We start from the raw sequence: 16,266 nt of genomic DNA on the forward strand, positions 1-16,266 counted from the left end.
ATGAAAATACGTTCTCAAATAGGTATGGTACTTAACCTTGATAAGTGTATCGGTTGCCATACTTGTTCAATTACTTGTAAAAACGTATGGACGTCTCGCGAAGGCGTTGAGTACGCTTGGTTCAACAACGTTGAAACTAAGCCTGGTATTGGTTACCCCAAAGAGTGGGAAAACCAAGATAAGTGGAATGGCGGCTGGGAGAGAAAGTCTAACGGTGATATTCAGCCTCGCATCGGTGGTAAGTATCGCGTACTGGCTAATATCTTTGCTAACCCTGATATGCCAGAGATCGATGACTACTACGAGCCATTCGATTATGACTATCAGCACCTGCACACAGCACCGATTGTTGAGCATCAACCTACGGCGCGTCCACGTTCAGTTATCTCCGGTAAGCGTATGGAGAAAATTGAGTGGGGTCCAAACTGGGAAGAGATCTTAGGTACTGAGTTCGAGAAGCGCAGTAAAGACAAGAACTTCGACAATATGCAGAAAGATGTGTATGGCGAGTTCGAAAATACATTCATGATGTATCTTCCACGTCTTTGCGAGCACTGCTTGAACCCAGCTTGTGTCGCTTCATGTCCATCGGGTGCTATCTATAAGCGTGAAGAGGACGGCATCGTTCTTATCGACCAAGAGAAGTGTCGCGGTTGGAGAATGTGTATCTCAGGCTGCCCATACAAGAAGATCTACTACAACTGGAAGTCTGGTAAGTCAGAGAAGTGTATCTTCTGTTACCCACGTATCGAAGCCGGTATGCCAACCGTCTGTTCAGAGACCTGTGTGGGTCGTATCCGCTACTTGGGCGTACTGCTTTATGATGCAGACAAGATCAAAGAGGTGGCATCGACCGCTTCTGAGCAGGATCTGTATGAGAAGCAGCTGGAAGTTTTCCTAGACCCATTCGATCCAGCTGTGATTGAACAGGCTCGTAAGGACGGCGTTGCAGATTCTGTCATCCAGGCGGCTCAGAAGTCGCCAGTTTATAAGATGGCGATGGATTGGAAACTGGCACTGCCACTACACCCTGAGTACCGCACGCTACCTATGGTTTGGTATATCCCATCTCTGAGTCCAATTCAGAATGCAGCTGAGTCTGGCACATTAGGCAAAGCGGGTGTCATTCCAGATGTACGCTCACTGCGTATTCCTGTTAAGTACCTAGCTAACTTGCTAACCGCAGGTGATGAGGCTCCGGTTATCACCGCGCTTGAGCGTATGCTGGCAATGCGTGCTTATAAGCGTGCTGAGAATGTCGAAGGTGTCGAAGACCTAGAGGTACTGCAGCAAGTGGGCCTTACCAAGAAGCAGGCTGATGAGATGTATCGTTATCTTGCAATCGCTAACTACGAAGATCGTTACGTTATCCCAAGTGGACACCGTGAGATGAACGTACCAGAGGCCTATGGTGAGAAGAGCGGTTGTGGCTTCACCTTTGGTAATGGCTGTAGCGATGGCCATAACGGCGTCAATATGTTCGGCGGAAAGAAGGTTACTCGCCGTAATATCATTAAAACTGTGAGTGTGGAGGACTAATACTGTGCTAATCCTTAAAGTTGTTTCACGTCTACTCGATTATCCAACAGAGGCACTATTTGGTGCTGCCGACGAGATGATCGCTATTGTGGAGCAGTCGGGTGAACTCAGTGTTGAAAGCCGTGCAGCGTTGGTGGATTTTATCCGCCAACTCTCTGCAAGGGATCTATATGACGCTCAAGAAAGTTACGACCTACTGTTTGATCGTGGTCGCGCACTTTCACTACTCTTGTTTGAACACGTGCACGGTGAGTCCCGTGACCGTGGTCAGGCGATGGTAGATCTTATGAACGTCTATAAGACCAATGGCTTTGAAGTTGATTCATCACAACTGCCAGATTATATCCCGCTATATCTTGAATATTTGAGCGAACAGTCTCCTGAATATGTTCAGGAGTGGCTCGGGGATATCTGCCATATTTTGACCATGCTGTCTGAACGATTGATCGATCGTGAATGCTATTACAGTGTGCTTCTTGATTCTCTTATCGAGGTGTCCGGCGTAGAAGTCGACCGCGTTGAGATTGCTGAAAATGTCAGTAAAGAGGAGCGTGATGACACTGTAGAGGCAATTGATAAGGAGTGGGAGGATAAAGAGATCCGCTTTGATGACCCTATGGTTGGGCAATGCCCAAGCGCGGGAGTCCATCAATCGAAGAACTCGCTCGATCCCAATACTGTAAATCAAGTGCCTATTAAGTGGCATGACGCAGATGCTGCACAAGTTGCAGGATTGTAAGGAGAAAATAATGTCAAATTTAAATTTTTTATTGTTTGGGATCTATCCCTTTGTCGCCATCGCAGTCTTCTTTATCGGCTGTTGGATCCGCTACGACCGTGAGCCCTATTCATGGAAGGCTGACTCGAGTCAGATATTCGATCAGAAGGGCTTCCGTTTGGCCAGCTACCTGTTCCATATCGGTGTCATCTTTATCTTAGGTGGTCACTTCGTCGGTTTGTTAACGCCAGAGTCTATCTATCACCACTTTATCTCTACGCCTGATAAGCAGTTACTGGCTATGGTGAGTGGTGGCTTCTTCGGCATACTTTGCTTTATTGGTACAGTGATGTTGATTCGTCGTCGTTTAAACAATGACAGAGTGAAGGCGAATACCAAGCGTTCAGATCTCGTGGTGTTGTTCTTGCTGCTACTACAGGTCACTTTAGGCTTGTTGACGATTGTCGCATCGGCTCAGCACTTAGATGGCTCAGTTATGGTATTACTTGCAGATTGGGCGCAAAGCATCGTGACTCTGCAAGGAGTTCAAGCTACAGAGTCAATTGAGTCGGTCAATATTATCTATAAGTTGCATATCCTTGTAGGATTGACCTTGATAATGATATTCCCATTCACCCGTTTGGTGCATGTGATTAGTGTTCCGGTGAAGTATTTCACCAGAGGTTATCAGATCGTTCGTCAGCGTTAGTTTTGCGCAAAGGGCTCAGTTAAGTAGGCAATACCTGCTTAAATTGAGCCCTGATGATTGTAATTAAGTGTGCAATCATCAAGTTTTATTTAGTGGGGATGGGTGATGCATAGCGAGCCCAGCCCCTATAACAAAAAAGACAAGGTGATTTTCTTATGGGTTCTTGTGGACAACATGCATCAGCAACGCCTTCTGAGCAGGCGTTACCAGTCATTAGCGTGAATGGCGTTACCATTAAAGAAGAGGCGCTTGCGAACGAACTGCAGTATCACTCAAATAGTAATTTTGACGTAGTGGTTCAACAGGCAGGACAAACGTTGGTTATTCGTCAGTTGCTGATCGAGCAAGCGAAACAAAATGGTGTGGATGTTACTGCAGAAAATGAGGAACAGGCCATCCAGCAACTACTGGCAGATAAAGTCGTTTATCAAGAGCCTAGCGAAGAGGATTGCCTGCGTTATTTTCAAAATAATCGAGAAAAATTTGTTACCGCTCCGCTATTGGAGGTTGACCATATTTTACTTCCTGCTCCAGCAGATGATGAAGATGCCAGAGAAGTTGCCAGACAAAACGCTGAAAATATATTGGTCCAGTTATCACAAGACATTAGCGATTTCGCTGAGTTAGCGAAAAAGTACTCGGCCTGTCCTTCAAAGGAAACTGGCGGCTCACTTGGGCAGATCAGTAGCGGCCAGACGGTGCCGGAATTTGAACAGCAACTAATGCAACATGGTGAAGGACTGGTTGAGCAACCACTGACTTCACGCTACGGTTTTCATGTCGTAAATATTGCCAGGAAAGTGGATGGCAAGCAGCTCGACTACAATATGGTTGCCGACAAGGTTAAAGGTTATCTGGTTCATAGAGCCTCTAGATTGGCTATTCAAGCCTATATTCATGGTTTGGTAGAGGTTGCCGAAATCGAAGGGATAGATGTTGGTTTTGCACCTGAGTTAAATATTCATCTATAGGTTTTGCTCCTATTACTCAACTGTCGTTTGGATATGACAGTATGTCTCAGCCCCTACCGTTAATAACGTAGGGGTTTTTTTCTCTAAATGACCCCACCGCCATCGCGATAGACAGCAAGATGATGGCATTGAAGAACACCGGCACGATGATGAAGTAGTACCCCAGCTCGTGAACTGTGTTACCACCAATAACCGCAGTGACCGCTGTCGCGCCTCCTGGCGGGTGCATTGAGTCGGTAAGGTGCATCGCTAACATAGCGAGTCCAATAGCCACTGACGAGGCTACAACAGCATTCGGGATTAAATAATAGGCAGAGATCCCGATAAAGGCAGCAATGAGGTGACCACCAATCAGTGGCCATGGTTGAGAGACCGGACTGTGGGGAATGGCAAATATCAGCATGGCCGATGCTCCCGTAGAAGCGAGCACCATTGGCATATCGTTAGCTTCTAAAATGCTGTTACTGAAAAAAGAAGCGCAAAGGGTGGCAAAAAAAGCCCCAATGATTGATGCAATGACTTCTGTGTTGGACATTTTTTTCATAAGTGTCGACTGCTTTTTCTTGTCCGTTAATTAGTCATAAGCATAGTTTAGTAATAGGAAATTACTAATTAATTCAATATGAATGCTGACAATTTTGGTCGGTTGCTGCAGTTATTTGGCTATGAGGTATATGAAGATTGATTGCCGCTGGTGGGCTTGCGAAGTGATAGATGATAGCTGAAGAAGAATGTCTCAGGAATGTGTTAAAGCAAAGGGCATCTATTAGCATAAAGATGCCCTGTCACTTACTGGTCTCTCGTCTTGGGCTCAGACTAAGTATTTGACTCTATCTCAATTGGGTTTTCTTCACGGTCAAATACCACGTATCTTCCAACACCATTGCCTGTTTCCACATCATTGGCCATCTTATTCAAAAACTGTTCTGCATCGTCTGAGCTAGGAGCCTGCTCCTCTTCACCACTTAGGCTAGCGATGAAAAGAAAGTTCCAGCTCTTATTGATGTTGTCTGCTTCCTCGACCAGAGCGGCAAATGAGGCGATCTCCTCGGGTAACTTATCGACACACATTACTGGGCTAATCGTGCCTTTTTGGTGCTTTTTACTTTTCTTAGGATTGACGGATTCTGCGTTGGCAAATAGTAACAAGAGTCGTTGTGGATTGGATTGATTCTTTGTCATTTTTAGTAATTCGTCGAAATTCGCAATCATCGTATTTTTACTCATCTAGGTAGTTGTTTTAGTTATGTTTGAACATTGCTATTACAAGTAGCAGCATTAAGATCCAGAATCCGGATAACAGTTGCCAAAATAGGATTTGGCTCTTGTTCTTTCGGATTTTCGGATCGTCTCTTAAGTAATTTGAATTAGGATTTTTTAGATCCTTCAGAAAGTCTTCTATACGCTGATATCTATGTTCTAAATCAAACATGACACCGCGCTGCAGCGTTCTATCAAACCAGACGGGGATCATTGGGTTTAGGGTGTTAGCTGGGATATAACGTAATCTGTCATATTCAAATGCGGTTTGGCACTCTTCAATTTTTCCCCCATAGGGAAGTGCGCCACAAAATAGCTCGTAAGTAATGGTCGCCAAGGCATACAGATCGCCTTGGATGCCGGTATTTTTTCCAAGGAGGTACTTGGGGTCGGAGTAACTAGCGGTGCCGAGCACACCGTCGTGTTCCAGTGGAATAAATATTTCAGCGACTCCAGCAACAAATACCGAGCCAAAATCAACAATTTTGATATTCAGATCCTTGTCGATGATGATATTAGCCGGCTTTAAGTCTTGGTGTATGGTTTCCATCTTATGGAATTCATTTAAGCCTTTGGCAATCTCTTCGACAATGGATATTGCAGTCTTAGGTTTTGGAAAGCGGTTTTGTTGCATCCATTTATCGAGTGATATGCCGTCGACATATTCCATTAGATAGTACAGACAGGTTCTTTTTCTTTTCTGCTCAATGACCTTAACCACGTAAGGACTGTTGATTCTTTTTCCGATCCACTCTTCCTGTATAAACCTGTCTATGTAGCCAGCATCGTCTTCGAAATTCACGGAGGGGGTTTTCATTACCATCAGCTCACCCGTCTCTGTGTCTTTCACTAGGTAGATCTGGCTTCTGCTGCTGGCAAACAGCTCTTTAATCACCTTGTACCCATCTAACTTTACCCCCGTGTCTAATGGGGGAGGGAAAGGGAGCATGGTGAGCTTGGAGTTGTAGTCATTGAGACTCTCATTGGGGAGAGATATCACTTCTCCAATGATGCCGCTGACGTTGTCATCACTGCCGTTTTCTAGCGCTAAATAGGCTAATTGATCAATCTTTTGCTGTGGAGAGGTTGAGTCAGACAGGGTTTTTACTAGAATTTCTTCATCCACAAAGTCATGGATACCGTCTGAGGTTAGCAGGAGTTGGTCACCCTTGATTAAATTGAGGCTGCTGTAATCAATCTGTAAGCAGTTATCCATCCCTAGCGCTCTAGATAGAAAGCTCTTTCCAGAAGCGATACTTGCAATATGATCACGGGTCAGTTGACTCAGTTCACCGTTACGAAATAGGTAAGCTCGGCTGTCACCAACATGGAAGTAATGGCAGGTTTGTGACTTAATCACCATTCCTGTAAACGTGGTTAGATAGCCTTTCTCTTCATTTGCAAACTCATGGCTACGCTTGAAAAGCGTAATGTTAATACTGGAGAGAAGCTTTTGTCCGGCATGTTTAACAGACCAGGTATCTGGTGTTGGATAGTAATCTTCGATAAAACGTTTAACGGCTGTTTCGCTGGCATCCTTTCCAGCTTCGGCGCTACTTACACCATCAGCAACAGCCAAAATAATCCCTTTCCCCTCAAGTTGTCTCTCCTCTTGTGGGGAAAAAAAGCCAACAGCATCTTCATTTATCTCTTTTAAGCCACGGGTGGTGTGGCTAGCAAGAGCGATAGTAAGCTTTTTTTTATGGGTCATTTCCTATCCTGAGATGCTGTTGTTTAGGTTAAGCTGCTAGTGTTAACAGCTTAACTGTAACTAATCAACATCAATTAACTCAACAGTGCCATCTTCATTAACCTCTGCCATATGGCCTTTTGGCTCACTAAGGAAGAGTACGGCTAAGAACATCACGGCTGACGAGGCAGAGATGACCATAAAGAAGGTACTGTAATCAACAAATGACAACACGGTTAAATAGATCACCGCACCGACATTACCGTATGCTCCCGTCATACCGGCTATTTGGCCTGTCATTCGACGTTTAACCAGTGGCACGATGGCAAATACAGCACCTTCACCCGCTTGCACGAAGAAAGAGCAGATCATCGTCGCCATCACCGCGAAGGGGATGAACCAGGTTCCGTCTATCTGACTCAGCATGGCATAGCCTAATGTGAGACCCCCAATGAAAATCATCAAAGAATGACGGCGACCAAATTTATCACTGAACCAGCCACCAGTTGGGCGAGCAACTAGGTTCATAAAGGCGAATCCTGACGCCAACAAGCCCGCTTTAACAGGATCCAGACCTTCGAATGTATCTAGGAAGAACAGCGGTAGCATAGAGACTACGGCAAGCTCTGAACCAAAGGTAACAAAGTAAGCGACGTTCAAGATTGCAACTTGCTTGAATTCATACTTATCAATATCAGGCACACCCTTGGTGAGGTTCTCTTTATTTACGCGCCAGATTGAATTGAGCTGTATAAAGAATAAAACAATAAGACCAGCCCACATTAGGTACATGGTTTCTGTTGCGTAAAGGTTTACGCCAGCTGGAGATAGCTTCCATGCTAAAACGGCCAATGCGATATACATTGGCACATTCATGCCTAGATAGAAGAAGAAGTCTTTCCAACTAGTGACTTCCAGTCCGCCAGATTTCTTTGGCTTAAAGTAGGTTGAGCCTTTAGGCGTGTTGCGGGCCATTACATAGAAGAAGATACCGTAGAGTCCAGCGGCAACACCGGTTAAGCCCAGTGCATATCGCCATCCGTCATCACCACCGAAAGCATAGGCGATGGTGGGAAGTGTCATGGCGGCGGCTGCCGAACCAAAGTTACCCCATCCACCGTAGATACCCTCAGCAATACCTACCTGTTTGGCTGGAAACCACTCACCCACTAGGCGGATGCCGATCACGAAGCCCGCGCCGACAAAACCGAGCAGGAATCGGAAGAAGGCGAGTTGTTCAAAGCTGGTCGCTGTGGCAAAGGTAAGACAGATCCCTGAAGAAAGGATTAACAGGCCGCTGTAAATGATCCGCGGACCAAACTTGTCAACGAGGATCCCGATAATGATTCGCGCCGGAATCGTTAATGCCACGTTCAGAATGAGCAGAGCTTTGACTTGATCACTTGTTAGGTCAAAAGCCTCTTTGATAAAGACCATCAAGGGGGCATGACTGAACCACACCACAAAGGTTAGGAAAAACGCAAACCAAGTAATATGGAGCATTTTAATTTTAGGATCCGCCAGATTTAGCAGATTCATTCTTCCGTTATTTTGCATACGTCGACTCCAGAAGGTTTTATGCGCGTAATTATGTAGTTGTGATGCTCGGTATTGTTGATCATATGTTTAAAAGGTGTGTTGATCTGTGTCAAGTGCGGAGTTCTTGTGTGATGAAGATCTCAAATTATTTTCATGTGTGATTTTGATAGGGGTGAGCTTTGGATGTTGGCTTAAGGTGCGGAAAATATAAGGGTTTTTATTTTTATCTGAATTGATGGCTAAAATTGAAGCCATAAAAACAGAAGTTCTTGGCCCCTCAGCTATTACTGGTGGCTTGTAATTTATAACTGCAATGGTGTAGGAGACATTTGAGAGCGGAATTTCAAAAGCTGAATCTAGGTTAAGGACTTTCTTATATTTTGCGAGTAATATCTCGCGCCTGCTGCGCTCTCCATCTTGATTGGGAGAGACTAACCACAGTCATGCCATAATTTTGTGACTGTAGTTTTTTTAGCCTTTGTTAATGTTGGCTGGCGCTAAATATGATTTTAAGAGGATTGCACTTGAGCACTTTGTTTTCACCCGCCCGTATTGGCAACATGACACTGAAAAACCGCTTTGTAAGGAGCGCGACCTGGGAAAATATGGCGACAGAAGATGGCCATATGACCGACAAGTTGTACGCGGTATATGAAGAGCTTGCTAAGGGAGAGGTGGGCCTGATTGTTACGGGCTACGCTAACATCGTTGCTGAAGAGAAACCTAACGCTGGTATGATGGGCATGTATAACGACTCGTTTATCGCCGAATACCAGAAGCTAACAAAACTGGTGCATGGTTTTGATTCGAAGATCGTCATGCAGCTGGCATATGGCGGCACTAAGACTACCTACAATGTGGGTGAGCGAGTGATCTTTGCCCCGAGTGCAGTGGCTGAGCGCGGAACCCAAACCTTGGGTAAGGCGATGACCAAGGATGAGATCGGTTACATCGTTAAGGCATTTGCCGAGGCGAGCCGCAGAGCCCAAGAGTCAGGCTTTGATGGCGTTGAGATCCACGCGGCGCACACCTATCTTATTAACCAGTTCCTGAGCCCCTACTATAACCAGCGTGAAGATGAATATGGTGGTAGCCTTGAGAACCGTATGCGCTTCTTACTCGAGATCTACGTTGAGATCAGAAAGCTAGTCGGTGGGGAATATCCAATCCTGGTCAAGTTAACCGCCTCGGAGTTTTTTGATGGTGGCTTAACCTTTGCTGACACCCGTGTTATCTGTAAAAAGTTAGAGTCGGTTGGTGTCGATGCGATTATTATTTCGGGCAACATTCACGGTAACGCCAGTGCGGTTGTTGGTGAGTCGTTTGACGGTCACGTTATTCAACAGGAAGGTTACTTTCGTGAATATGGCGCTGTGATCAGCCAAGAGGTGAACTTACCGATTATTACTGTTGGTGGCCTTGCAGATATCTGCGCCATCGAAGAGATTGCTGCAACCACCAATATTCAATATTTTGCCCTATCTAGACCTTTGCTGGCCGAGCCACAGCTCATTAAGCGTTGGTCTGAGGGGCGCAGAGCAGAAGTCGATTGTGAGCGCTGTTCTAAGTGCCGAACTAAACGTGGCAACTTCTGTGTGGTATATAAAAAGCGTAATGCTGCGTAAGCTTGTTATCGTTAGTGTTGGCACGATTGCAATCGTGCCAACACTTTCACCTCCGCCCTCATTTTTACCTTAATGATTTCTCTTTGCCTCAGTATTTCTTTCGCTAAAAAAGCATCATTTCCCCAGTGGGCAAAATGACCCACAAACGCCGCCAACAGGGCGTTTAGCCTACTTATGAAGCATTAATTCCCCTTGGAATATCTTCATCTATTTTAACGCGAGATTTACATCACACTTTTGATAGATTCGCGACTCAAGTTTGTCGACAGATAGCCCAATTAACATTATTTTATCCTTAGTCCATATTAATCGTAATTTGGGCAACTTTTGGGTGTTATTCGCTCTACAAAAAAAACCGTTCACACACAATATTCATACTCTTCGACTCAGTATAAAACTTACTAGGCTTTCTGCCTTGGTAGGGCGTTGTGGTGTGCACTTAATCAAATCTGTATTTAGTTGTTGCGGACAAAAAAAATGAAAAAGCACTTCGAGCTTATTGATAAGCCGACATTTATCGGCGCACTAGTATTGCTCCTTTCAGTGGTGATCCCACTGTTGATGTTTCCAACAGAAGGAGCTGAATGGATTGCAGTAGCTAAGACCTTTATGACAGATAAGTTAGGTTTTGCTTATTTAGGCCTAGGTTTGGCTGCGTTTTTCTTCATGATCTATATCGTTTTCTCCGATATTGGTCAGATTAAACTAGGTGATCCTGATGAAAAGCCTGAGTTCGCGCTAGCGTCTTGGGCTGCAATGTTATTTTGTGGTGGTATTGGTGCCAGTATTTTGTACTGGGGCACCATTGAGTGGGCATATTACTATCAAAACCCACCATTCCAGTTAGAGGCGGGAAGTGAAGAAGCTGTCCGTTGGGCTGCGACCTACGGTCTGTTCCATTGGGGGCCTATCGCATGGTGTATCTATATGATCCCTGCAATCCCAATCGCTTACTTCTTTTATGTGCGTAAACAGCCTGTCCTTAAGGTTTCTGCAGCACTGATGCCTGTGATTGGTGAAGCTAACAGCTTTGGCAAACTGGGTAAAGTTATCGACATTCTGTTTATCTTCGGTCTATTGGGCGGCGCGGCAACGACCTTAGGTTTAGCGGCACCGTTGATTAACGAAGGTATTAGTTACCTGTTTGATATTCCTGCAACGACTGGCAGTCAAATTGGCGTGTTGATGCTGTGTACTGCAATCTTTGCTTATTCTTCATATATGGGCATGGATAAAGGGATTAAGATCTTAAGTAACATTAACTTCTGGGGTGCCATAGGTTTACTGCTGTTTGTACTGGTTTGTGGTCCAACGATCTTCATGTTGGAAACGGGCCTAGATTCTATCGGTCGCATGCTATCTAATTTCTTTGTGATGGCGACTTGGGCTGAGCCTTTTGGTGGAATGGGTACCTTTGAAGATACGCACTTCCCACAAGATTGGACGATTTTCTACTGGGCTTGGTGGTTAGTCTTTGCACCTAGTATGGGTCTATTCGTAGCGCGTATTTCTCGTGGCAGAACAATTAAGCAGATGGTGTCTGGTGCGGTATTCTTCGGCTCGCTTGGCTGCTCAATGTATTTCATTATCCTAGGTAACTATGGGTTGTCATTACAGCTTTCGGGGCAGCTTGATGTTGTGGGTATTCTAAATACTGAGGGGGCGACTCGCGCTATTTTTGCGACTTTAGAGCAATTACCTTTTAGTACATTGATCATCGCGCTGTTTACTCTGTTATGTGTGATTTTCACTGCAACGACCTTCGACTCAATCTCTTATATTTTGGCATCTGTTGTACAGACCAATGTGACCGAAGATCCAATGCGTTGGAACCGTCTATTTTGGGCATTTGCGCTATCGTTTATGCCATCGGCATTGATGTTTATGGGCGGTTTAGCCACATTACAAACGGCGGCTATCGTTGGTGGTTTACCACTATTGATTATTGCTGTGATGCTGATGATATCGGGTGTTAAAGCTGCGACGTTAGACTTAAGTCATCAAGATAGCTATGTGGATCCTGTTATTAATATTTCAGATCTGCCAGATGTTGATCCTTGGAGTAAAGAAGGACAAGCGCTTGCACGCTTTGAACTATTGCGTGATAACGCTATTGAAGCTGCGGACTTAGAGCGTGAAGCTAACGACGCTATCTGGGAGCTGAAAAAGCAATTACGTAGAGAAGCATTGGCTCGCGGTGAGTCGAGCGTTGAGCTAGGTAATGCACCCGATGAGATTATCGAGCAACTACGTCAGTTAACCGACGATTCGATGAAAGCTAAAGAGGCTAAGTTAGAGGCGTCACAGCTAGCACAGGAAGCACGAGTGGCTTTTGATACGCTGATGCGTGAGAAGCTTGAAGAAGAAGCCTTGCAGGCGCAAGAAGAAGTTAAGCTAGCAATTCAAGCAAGACTGAACACGCCGAGCTAACAGGCATATTGTTAGCGCCGTTTGGCGTAGTTAGTTCAATGTCAGTAAAAGGATTTACCTGCATTGATCCTCAAGTTTTAGATACAAAAAAGCCGCTAACTTAGCGGCTTTCTTATTGCACTTTCTATTGCACTGAATTGTGCTTAGCGCATAGTATTAAAGTACTGCCACATGTGGAATCTGGAAGATTTCTGTAAAGCCTTTAACAGCAAGGCGTGTGTGTGTTTTCCAGAAAAATAAGCGTCGGCAGTCATTTTTCCTAAAAATGTAGATATCCATGTATCATTTTCCAGATTTTTGATCAAAATTGCAGGTAAAGTGCGAACGTTTACGATGCCTCATGGAAAATTTGACCTTAACTTATGAGGTTATTACTGCCAGTGTGTTCAAATTCACTTTTATATTCGTCTTCGCAAATTCTCTCTACTTCATTCCAAACTTTTACTTTAGACATTTTTAGTTGATGTAAGCAGCTATTTATTATCTCAATATATTCATTTGTGACATTTTGAGCGATTTGAAGAAGTAACTTTTGTAATTTTATACTCTTGATGTCTAAGTAGCACTCTTCAGCCAGAGATATAGGCAGAAGTTCTAGTATTACTTTTGCTTGAGCTTTATGGCACTGAGCTGCTTCTAAAGTCTTGATTAGAAGTTTCTCTAGAATGTTATTAAAATCAGTAAAATTCAGGTTATTTGTTTTGGCTTCTATAATGCGCATAATTATGGCGCTGGATGATTGGCATAGTGCAAGTACTTCTTCACTCTTTACTGATATCCCACTCAAAAAATGCTCTAAGCTGTTGATTTGAACTGGTGTTGCATGTGAGCACATTTGAAAAATAGTTGCCCAAGGTACAAAGAGATTAAAATTATGCTCCTGTAATTGAATCAGTTTGCTAACTTGCTCTGTGGGTGTATCTTTAAACAGAAAGTCAGCGAAACTTGGATGGCTAAATAAAATACACTTAAATTCAGGCTTTCTTAGCATTGCTCTCAGTTGGAAGTCAGGTGTAAAAAAAGCCCAATTGTTTGTGTTTGCCAGTCCTAAAGAGCTCACAGTACTAGATGACAATAAGAAACCTGTATACATTACGAGTTTAAATGGAGTGTTATAATTCTTTTTATTGTGTGTTTGGCATATGGTAAGGAGTAGTTCGGCTTCTCTACGTAAGTCAAAATTAGGTTGCACATTTTTATTATCAATAGATATAAATTCATCCCTATCTTTACTAAAGGATATGCCTAAATCTCCATAAGTAGTTAGCCAAGCAGTAATCGAACTTCGTGTTTCACTTGTTATATGAAGTTTGCTGTCCTTTAATTTATCCCCAAGTCCTGTTATAGCGAGAAAAGCAAAGCCTATTTCATCAAGTACAATATCATTTAAATTGTATTTGATGTCTTCAAGTTCATTATTACCTATGAGATCAAAGTAAACATTTTTGGATAAGATAGCTTTCAGGGCTTTAGCAAAACTATTGTGACCAGTGATTTGAGAATATTTTAGATGGACAGGAAAATTGCCCTTTAAAAGTTGTTGGATTTTTTGATCTTGAGGCTCATTTTTTCCAGTGACACTATCGAGGATTTCTTTAAACGACTCATAGTTGAACTTTTCGGGCATTTGGAAAGATGTAAAAACCTGGTTTTCATCATGATCCATAATCTTTATAGCTATTCTGTAAGCAGAGATTATGGGAGGTAGAGAGTCTTCAAAAATACATAGCTTTGCCTTATGAAGGAAACTGTCCCCAGTCTTTTTTGCAGCAAGTTTTTTTGCTAGTTCACTATCGGAAAAGAGTAAATATTGAGGATAATCGTTGGCCAATGATAGGTCATTTACTAATATCCGTATCTTTGATATTTTGTCTTCTGTATATTGATAACCTCTGCTAAATCGACCTTTTGTGGTGCTAAAACTTTCTCGGCCAGATTGAGCAGTGTTCATTACAACCTTAAATAAACGGTTTGCATACTTATTTGGGTTGTAAAAAAACCAACTTAACAGTAATTCCTCAACTAAGTGAAACTGGTTAGTAAAGAAGGTTAACAAATCCCAAGCATTTTCGTCTTCATGGTCGTAGAAAATTGAAATTGGGATTCGTTCTACAATACTATTTATTTTTTCAGGATTAATGTTTTGAATATTAACAATTAAGTGCAACCATAAGTATGTACACTGCCTTTTGTCATGTTTTGATAGTATTTTTCCTTCAAATTTTCTTAGTTCAATTTCTAGTAAATTAACAGCATTTTGATAGTTCCCCTCATCATTTGCAATACAGATTTCAAGGTTAATAATTTCAGAATGCTTTTTTTCTGAACTGGTCAAAAAATTTAAACGAGTGTTAAAATCATGATACTGAGCATTTTCATATAACAGCCCAAGATAACTAATGTACATATCAGACAGCCAGGGCGTTCTGCCTTCAAATGTATGATTAAAGGCAATTAATGCTAACTCTTTATAACCTCCTTTAGCTAACTCCATTGAGATAGGTGCGATAAAGGTTGAATGAATTCTGAGTTTTGAAAAGTCCTCATTAAAGATCTCTGTGATACTTTCAAGAGGAAATTCTTCTTTTGAAATAATGCTGCTTGCATGTGCTGCAAGCATACAGAAGTAGCCTAAGTTATCTGGTGTTTTTCCTAAAGAAATCAGTTCTGAAAGGGTTTGATTGATAAGTTTAGTGTTTCTTCTGGAACAAAATTCACTAATTAATATTCCATTACATTCTTCTTGGTTTGGTTGTGTAATCAGCTTGGATAAATCCATATCGCTCATACTATGTAAGGAGTTTCGATATTCTGAGGCGGCTTTCCTATCTAGGCACCGAAGTAGTTCCTCTATACCTCTAAATGTCATTTTTTCGACTGATTTTTTATTTTCAACAAGATAACTCATGAGATCTTGATCATTAAATTGCGTGTAAATAGCAAGCTGAGCGGCAATGCTGATCATTCTGCTTTCTGGAGTTGTAGATTGTTGACAGAATTCTAATAGCTTAAATTTAGTATCATCAAAAACTTGTTTTTGTTCGCTTGTAAGTAAGAAAAAGTCATTTACAGCAATTTCATTTAGGTTTATACATTCAACCAATAGTTCATACTGGCCTAGTTCAGCGAAAGGCTCTTTTTCTCTCAAAAGGTTTATTAGTTTTTGGCATTCTTTGATCGCGCTAGATTCTAATGTTTTATCCAGTATTACACGGAGTAAAGGTGCATTCGCTGTGTGTATTTCTATCGGTAGTTCTTCAACAGAATCGATCCTATCAAGTGAACGTATATAAGAAAAAGTAGTGAAACTACCAGTAGGTAAGCTCTTGAAAACTGCAGCTACCTCTGTAGGTTTTTTTAGATCCTTGAAAAGAATAATGGCTGCAGCATTGACGATATCCCTGTAGGCATCGTAATCATTAATAGATGTTGGCAAGTTGCTATAGGCTTGCTGGATTGCACTTTTCTCCGAATCAGAGACCTTAAAGCCAAATGAAATTTTTAATGCAATAATGGCATTTTGAGCTTCTAGGCTTAATGATCCAAGCTTGCTTAACATATCTAACGTTTGTTCAGCTTGCTCCCTTTTTCCAGAGGTTAACTGAGTTAGAATGTCATTAAGTACGGATCGCATTGATTCTAAGGGAACCAGTTGTTGAATCATTGTTTGATAATGATTCTCGATGCAATACTTATCACCGTTAACTTTATCTCCTGCGAAGGCGTCCCCTTGCATAGTGACAAAGGTGTTCTTTTCTTCAGCCTTGAATTCTACCGACATATAC

General features: G+C 42.7%; 11 protein-coding genes. 6 read left to right on the forward strand and 5 right to left on the reverse strand.

What is annotated here, in order from left to right:
- From narH to JMA39_RS16580, 4 genes are all read left to right on the forward strand, one after another.
- Positions 1-1,539: a nitrate reductase subunit beta gene (gene narH, locus JMA39_RS16565; RefSeq protein ID WP_202722969.1), complete on the forward strand. Its 1,539-nt coding sequence runs from the start codon at positions 1-3 to the stop codon at positions 1,537-1,539.
- Positions 1,540-1,543: 4 nt separating this feature from the next.
- Entirely contained in the window at positions 1,544-2,278 is a 735-nt protein-coding gene (gene narJ, locus JMA39_RS16570) for a nitrate reductase molybdenum cofactor assembly chaperone (protein WP_202722970.1), read from the forward strand.
- Between the two features lie 10 nt (positions 2,279-2,288).
- Complete coding sequence (gene narI / locus JMA39_RS16575; protein ID WP_202722971.1) at positions 2,289-2,966, forward strand: respiratory nitrate reductase subunit gamma; 678 nt, start codon at positions 2,289-2,291, stop codon at positions 2,964-2,966.
- Positions 2,967-3,121: 155 nt separating this feature from the next.
- Positions 3,122-3,937, forward strand: a complete 816-nt coding sequence (locus JMA39_RS16580; RefSeq protein WP_202722972.1) for a peptidylprolyl isomerase — start codon at positions 3,122-3,124, stop codon at positions 3,935-3,937.
- A gap of 46 nt (positions 3,938-3,983) precedes the next feature.
- Here JMA39_RS16580 and JMA39_RS16585 read toward each other — a convergent pair whose 3' ends face one another.
- The 4 genes from JMA39_RS16585 to JMA39_RS16600 all read right to left on the reverse strand — a co-directional run bounded on the left by JMA39_RS16585 (position 3,984) and on the right by JMA39_RS16600 (position 8,444).
- Positions 3,984-4,481, reverse strand: a complete 498-nt coding sequence (locus tag JMA39_RS16585) for an HPP family protein (protein WP_202722973.1) — start codon at positions 4,479-4,481, stop codon at positions 3,984-3,986.
- A 272-nt stretch (positions 4,482-4,753) separates the two neighbouring features.
- On the reverse strand, positions 4,754-5,119 hold the full coding sequence (locus JMA39_RS16590; protein ID WP_237732874.1) for a ribonucleotide reductase subunit alpha: 366 nt from the start codon (positions 5,117-5,119) through the stop codon (positions 4,754-4,756).
- Positions 5,120-5,177: 58 nt separating this feature from the next.
- Positions 5,178-6,908 (reverse strand): bifunctional protein-serine/threonine kinase/phosphatase, encoded by a 1,731-nt coding sequence (locus JMA39_RS16595; RefSeq protein WP_202722974.1) that lies wholly within the window; start codon positions 6,906-6,908, stop codon positions 5,178-5,180.
- A 60-nt stretch (positions 6,909-6,968) separates the two neighbouring features.
- Complete coding sequence (locus tag JMA39_RS16600; protein WP_202722975.1) at positions 6,969-8,444, reverse strand: NarK family nitrate/nitrite MFS transporter; 1,476 nt, start codon at positions 8,442-8,444, stop codon at positions 6,969-6,971.
- A 506-nt stretch (positions 8,445-8,950) separates the two neighbouring features.
- Between JMA39_RS16600 and JMA39_RS16605 the strand changes: the two genes are divergently transcribed.
- Together JMA39_RS16605 and JMA39_RS16610 are read left to right on the forward strand one after the other, a co-directional pair.
- Entirely contained in the window at positions 8,951-10,051 is a 1,101-nt protein-coding gene (locus JMA39_RS16605) for an NADH:flavin oxidoreductase (RefSeq protein ID WP_202722976.1), read from the forward strand.
- Between the two features lie 477 nt (positions 10,052-10,528).
- On the forward strand, positions 10,529-12,481 hold the full coding sequence (locus JMA39_RS16610) for a BCCT family transporter (protein WP_202722977.1): 1,953 nt from the start codon (positions 10,529-10,531) through the stop codon (positions 12,479-12,481).
- A 355-nt stretch (positions 12,482-12,836) separates the two neighbouring features.
- Here JMA39_RS16610 and JMA39_RS16615 read toward each other — a convergent pair whose 3' ends face one another.
- Complete coding sequence (locus JMA39_RS16615; RefSeq protein ID WP_202722978.1) at positions 12,837-16,262, reverse strand: hypothetical protein; 3,426 nt, start codon at positions 16,260-16,262, stop codon at positions 12,837-12,839.
- Positions 16,263-16,266: the final 4 nt, after the last annotated feature.

The sequence above is a fragment of the Shewanella schlegeliana genome, from assembly GCF_016765635.1.
GTDB lineage: Bacteria > Pseudomonadota > Gammaproteobacteria > Enterobacterales > Shewanellaceae > Shewanella > Shewanella schlegeliana.

What these genes read in the sequence shown, in the direction of transcription:
- narH (WP_202722969.1), top strand. Translation starts at nt 1, where the DNA reads ATGAAAATACGTTCTCAAATAGGTATGGTACTTAACCTTGATAAGTGT.
- narI (WP_202722971.1), top strand. Translation starts at nt 2,289, where the DNA reads ATGTCAAATTTAAATTTTTTATTGTTTGGGATCTATCCCTTTGTCGCC.
- JMA39_RS16580 (WP_202722972.1), top strand. Translation starts at nt 3,122, where the DNA reads ATGGGTTCTTGTGGACAACATGCATCAGCAACGCCTTCTGAGCAGGCG.
- JMA39_RS16585 (WP_202722973.1), bottom strand. Translation starts at nt 4,481, where the DNA reads ATGAAAAAAATGTCCAACACAGAAGTCATTGCATCAATCATTGGGGCT.
- JMA39_RS16590 (WP_237732874.1), bottom strand. Translation starts at nt 5,119, where the DNA reads ATGACAAAGAATCAATCCAATCCACAACGACTCTTGTTACTATTTGCC.
- JMA39_RS16595 (WP_202722974.1), bottom strand. Translation starts at nt 6,908, where the DNA reads ATGACCCATAAAAAAAAGCTTACTATCGCTCTTGCTAGCCACACCACC.
- JMA39_RS16600 (WP_202722975.1), bottom strand. Translation starts at nt 8,444, where the DNA reads ATGCAAAATAACGGAAGAATGAATCTGCTAAATCTGGCGGATCCTAAA.
- JMA39_RS16610 (WP_202722977.1), top strand. Translation starts at nt 10,529, where the DNA reads ATGAAAAAGCACTTCGAGCTTATTGATAAGCCGACATTTATCGGCGCA.
- JMA39_RS16615 (WP_202722978.1), bottom strand. Translation starts at nt 16,262, where the DNA reads ATGTCGGTAGAATTCAAGGCTGAAGAAAAGAACACCTTTGTCACTATG.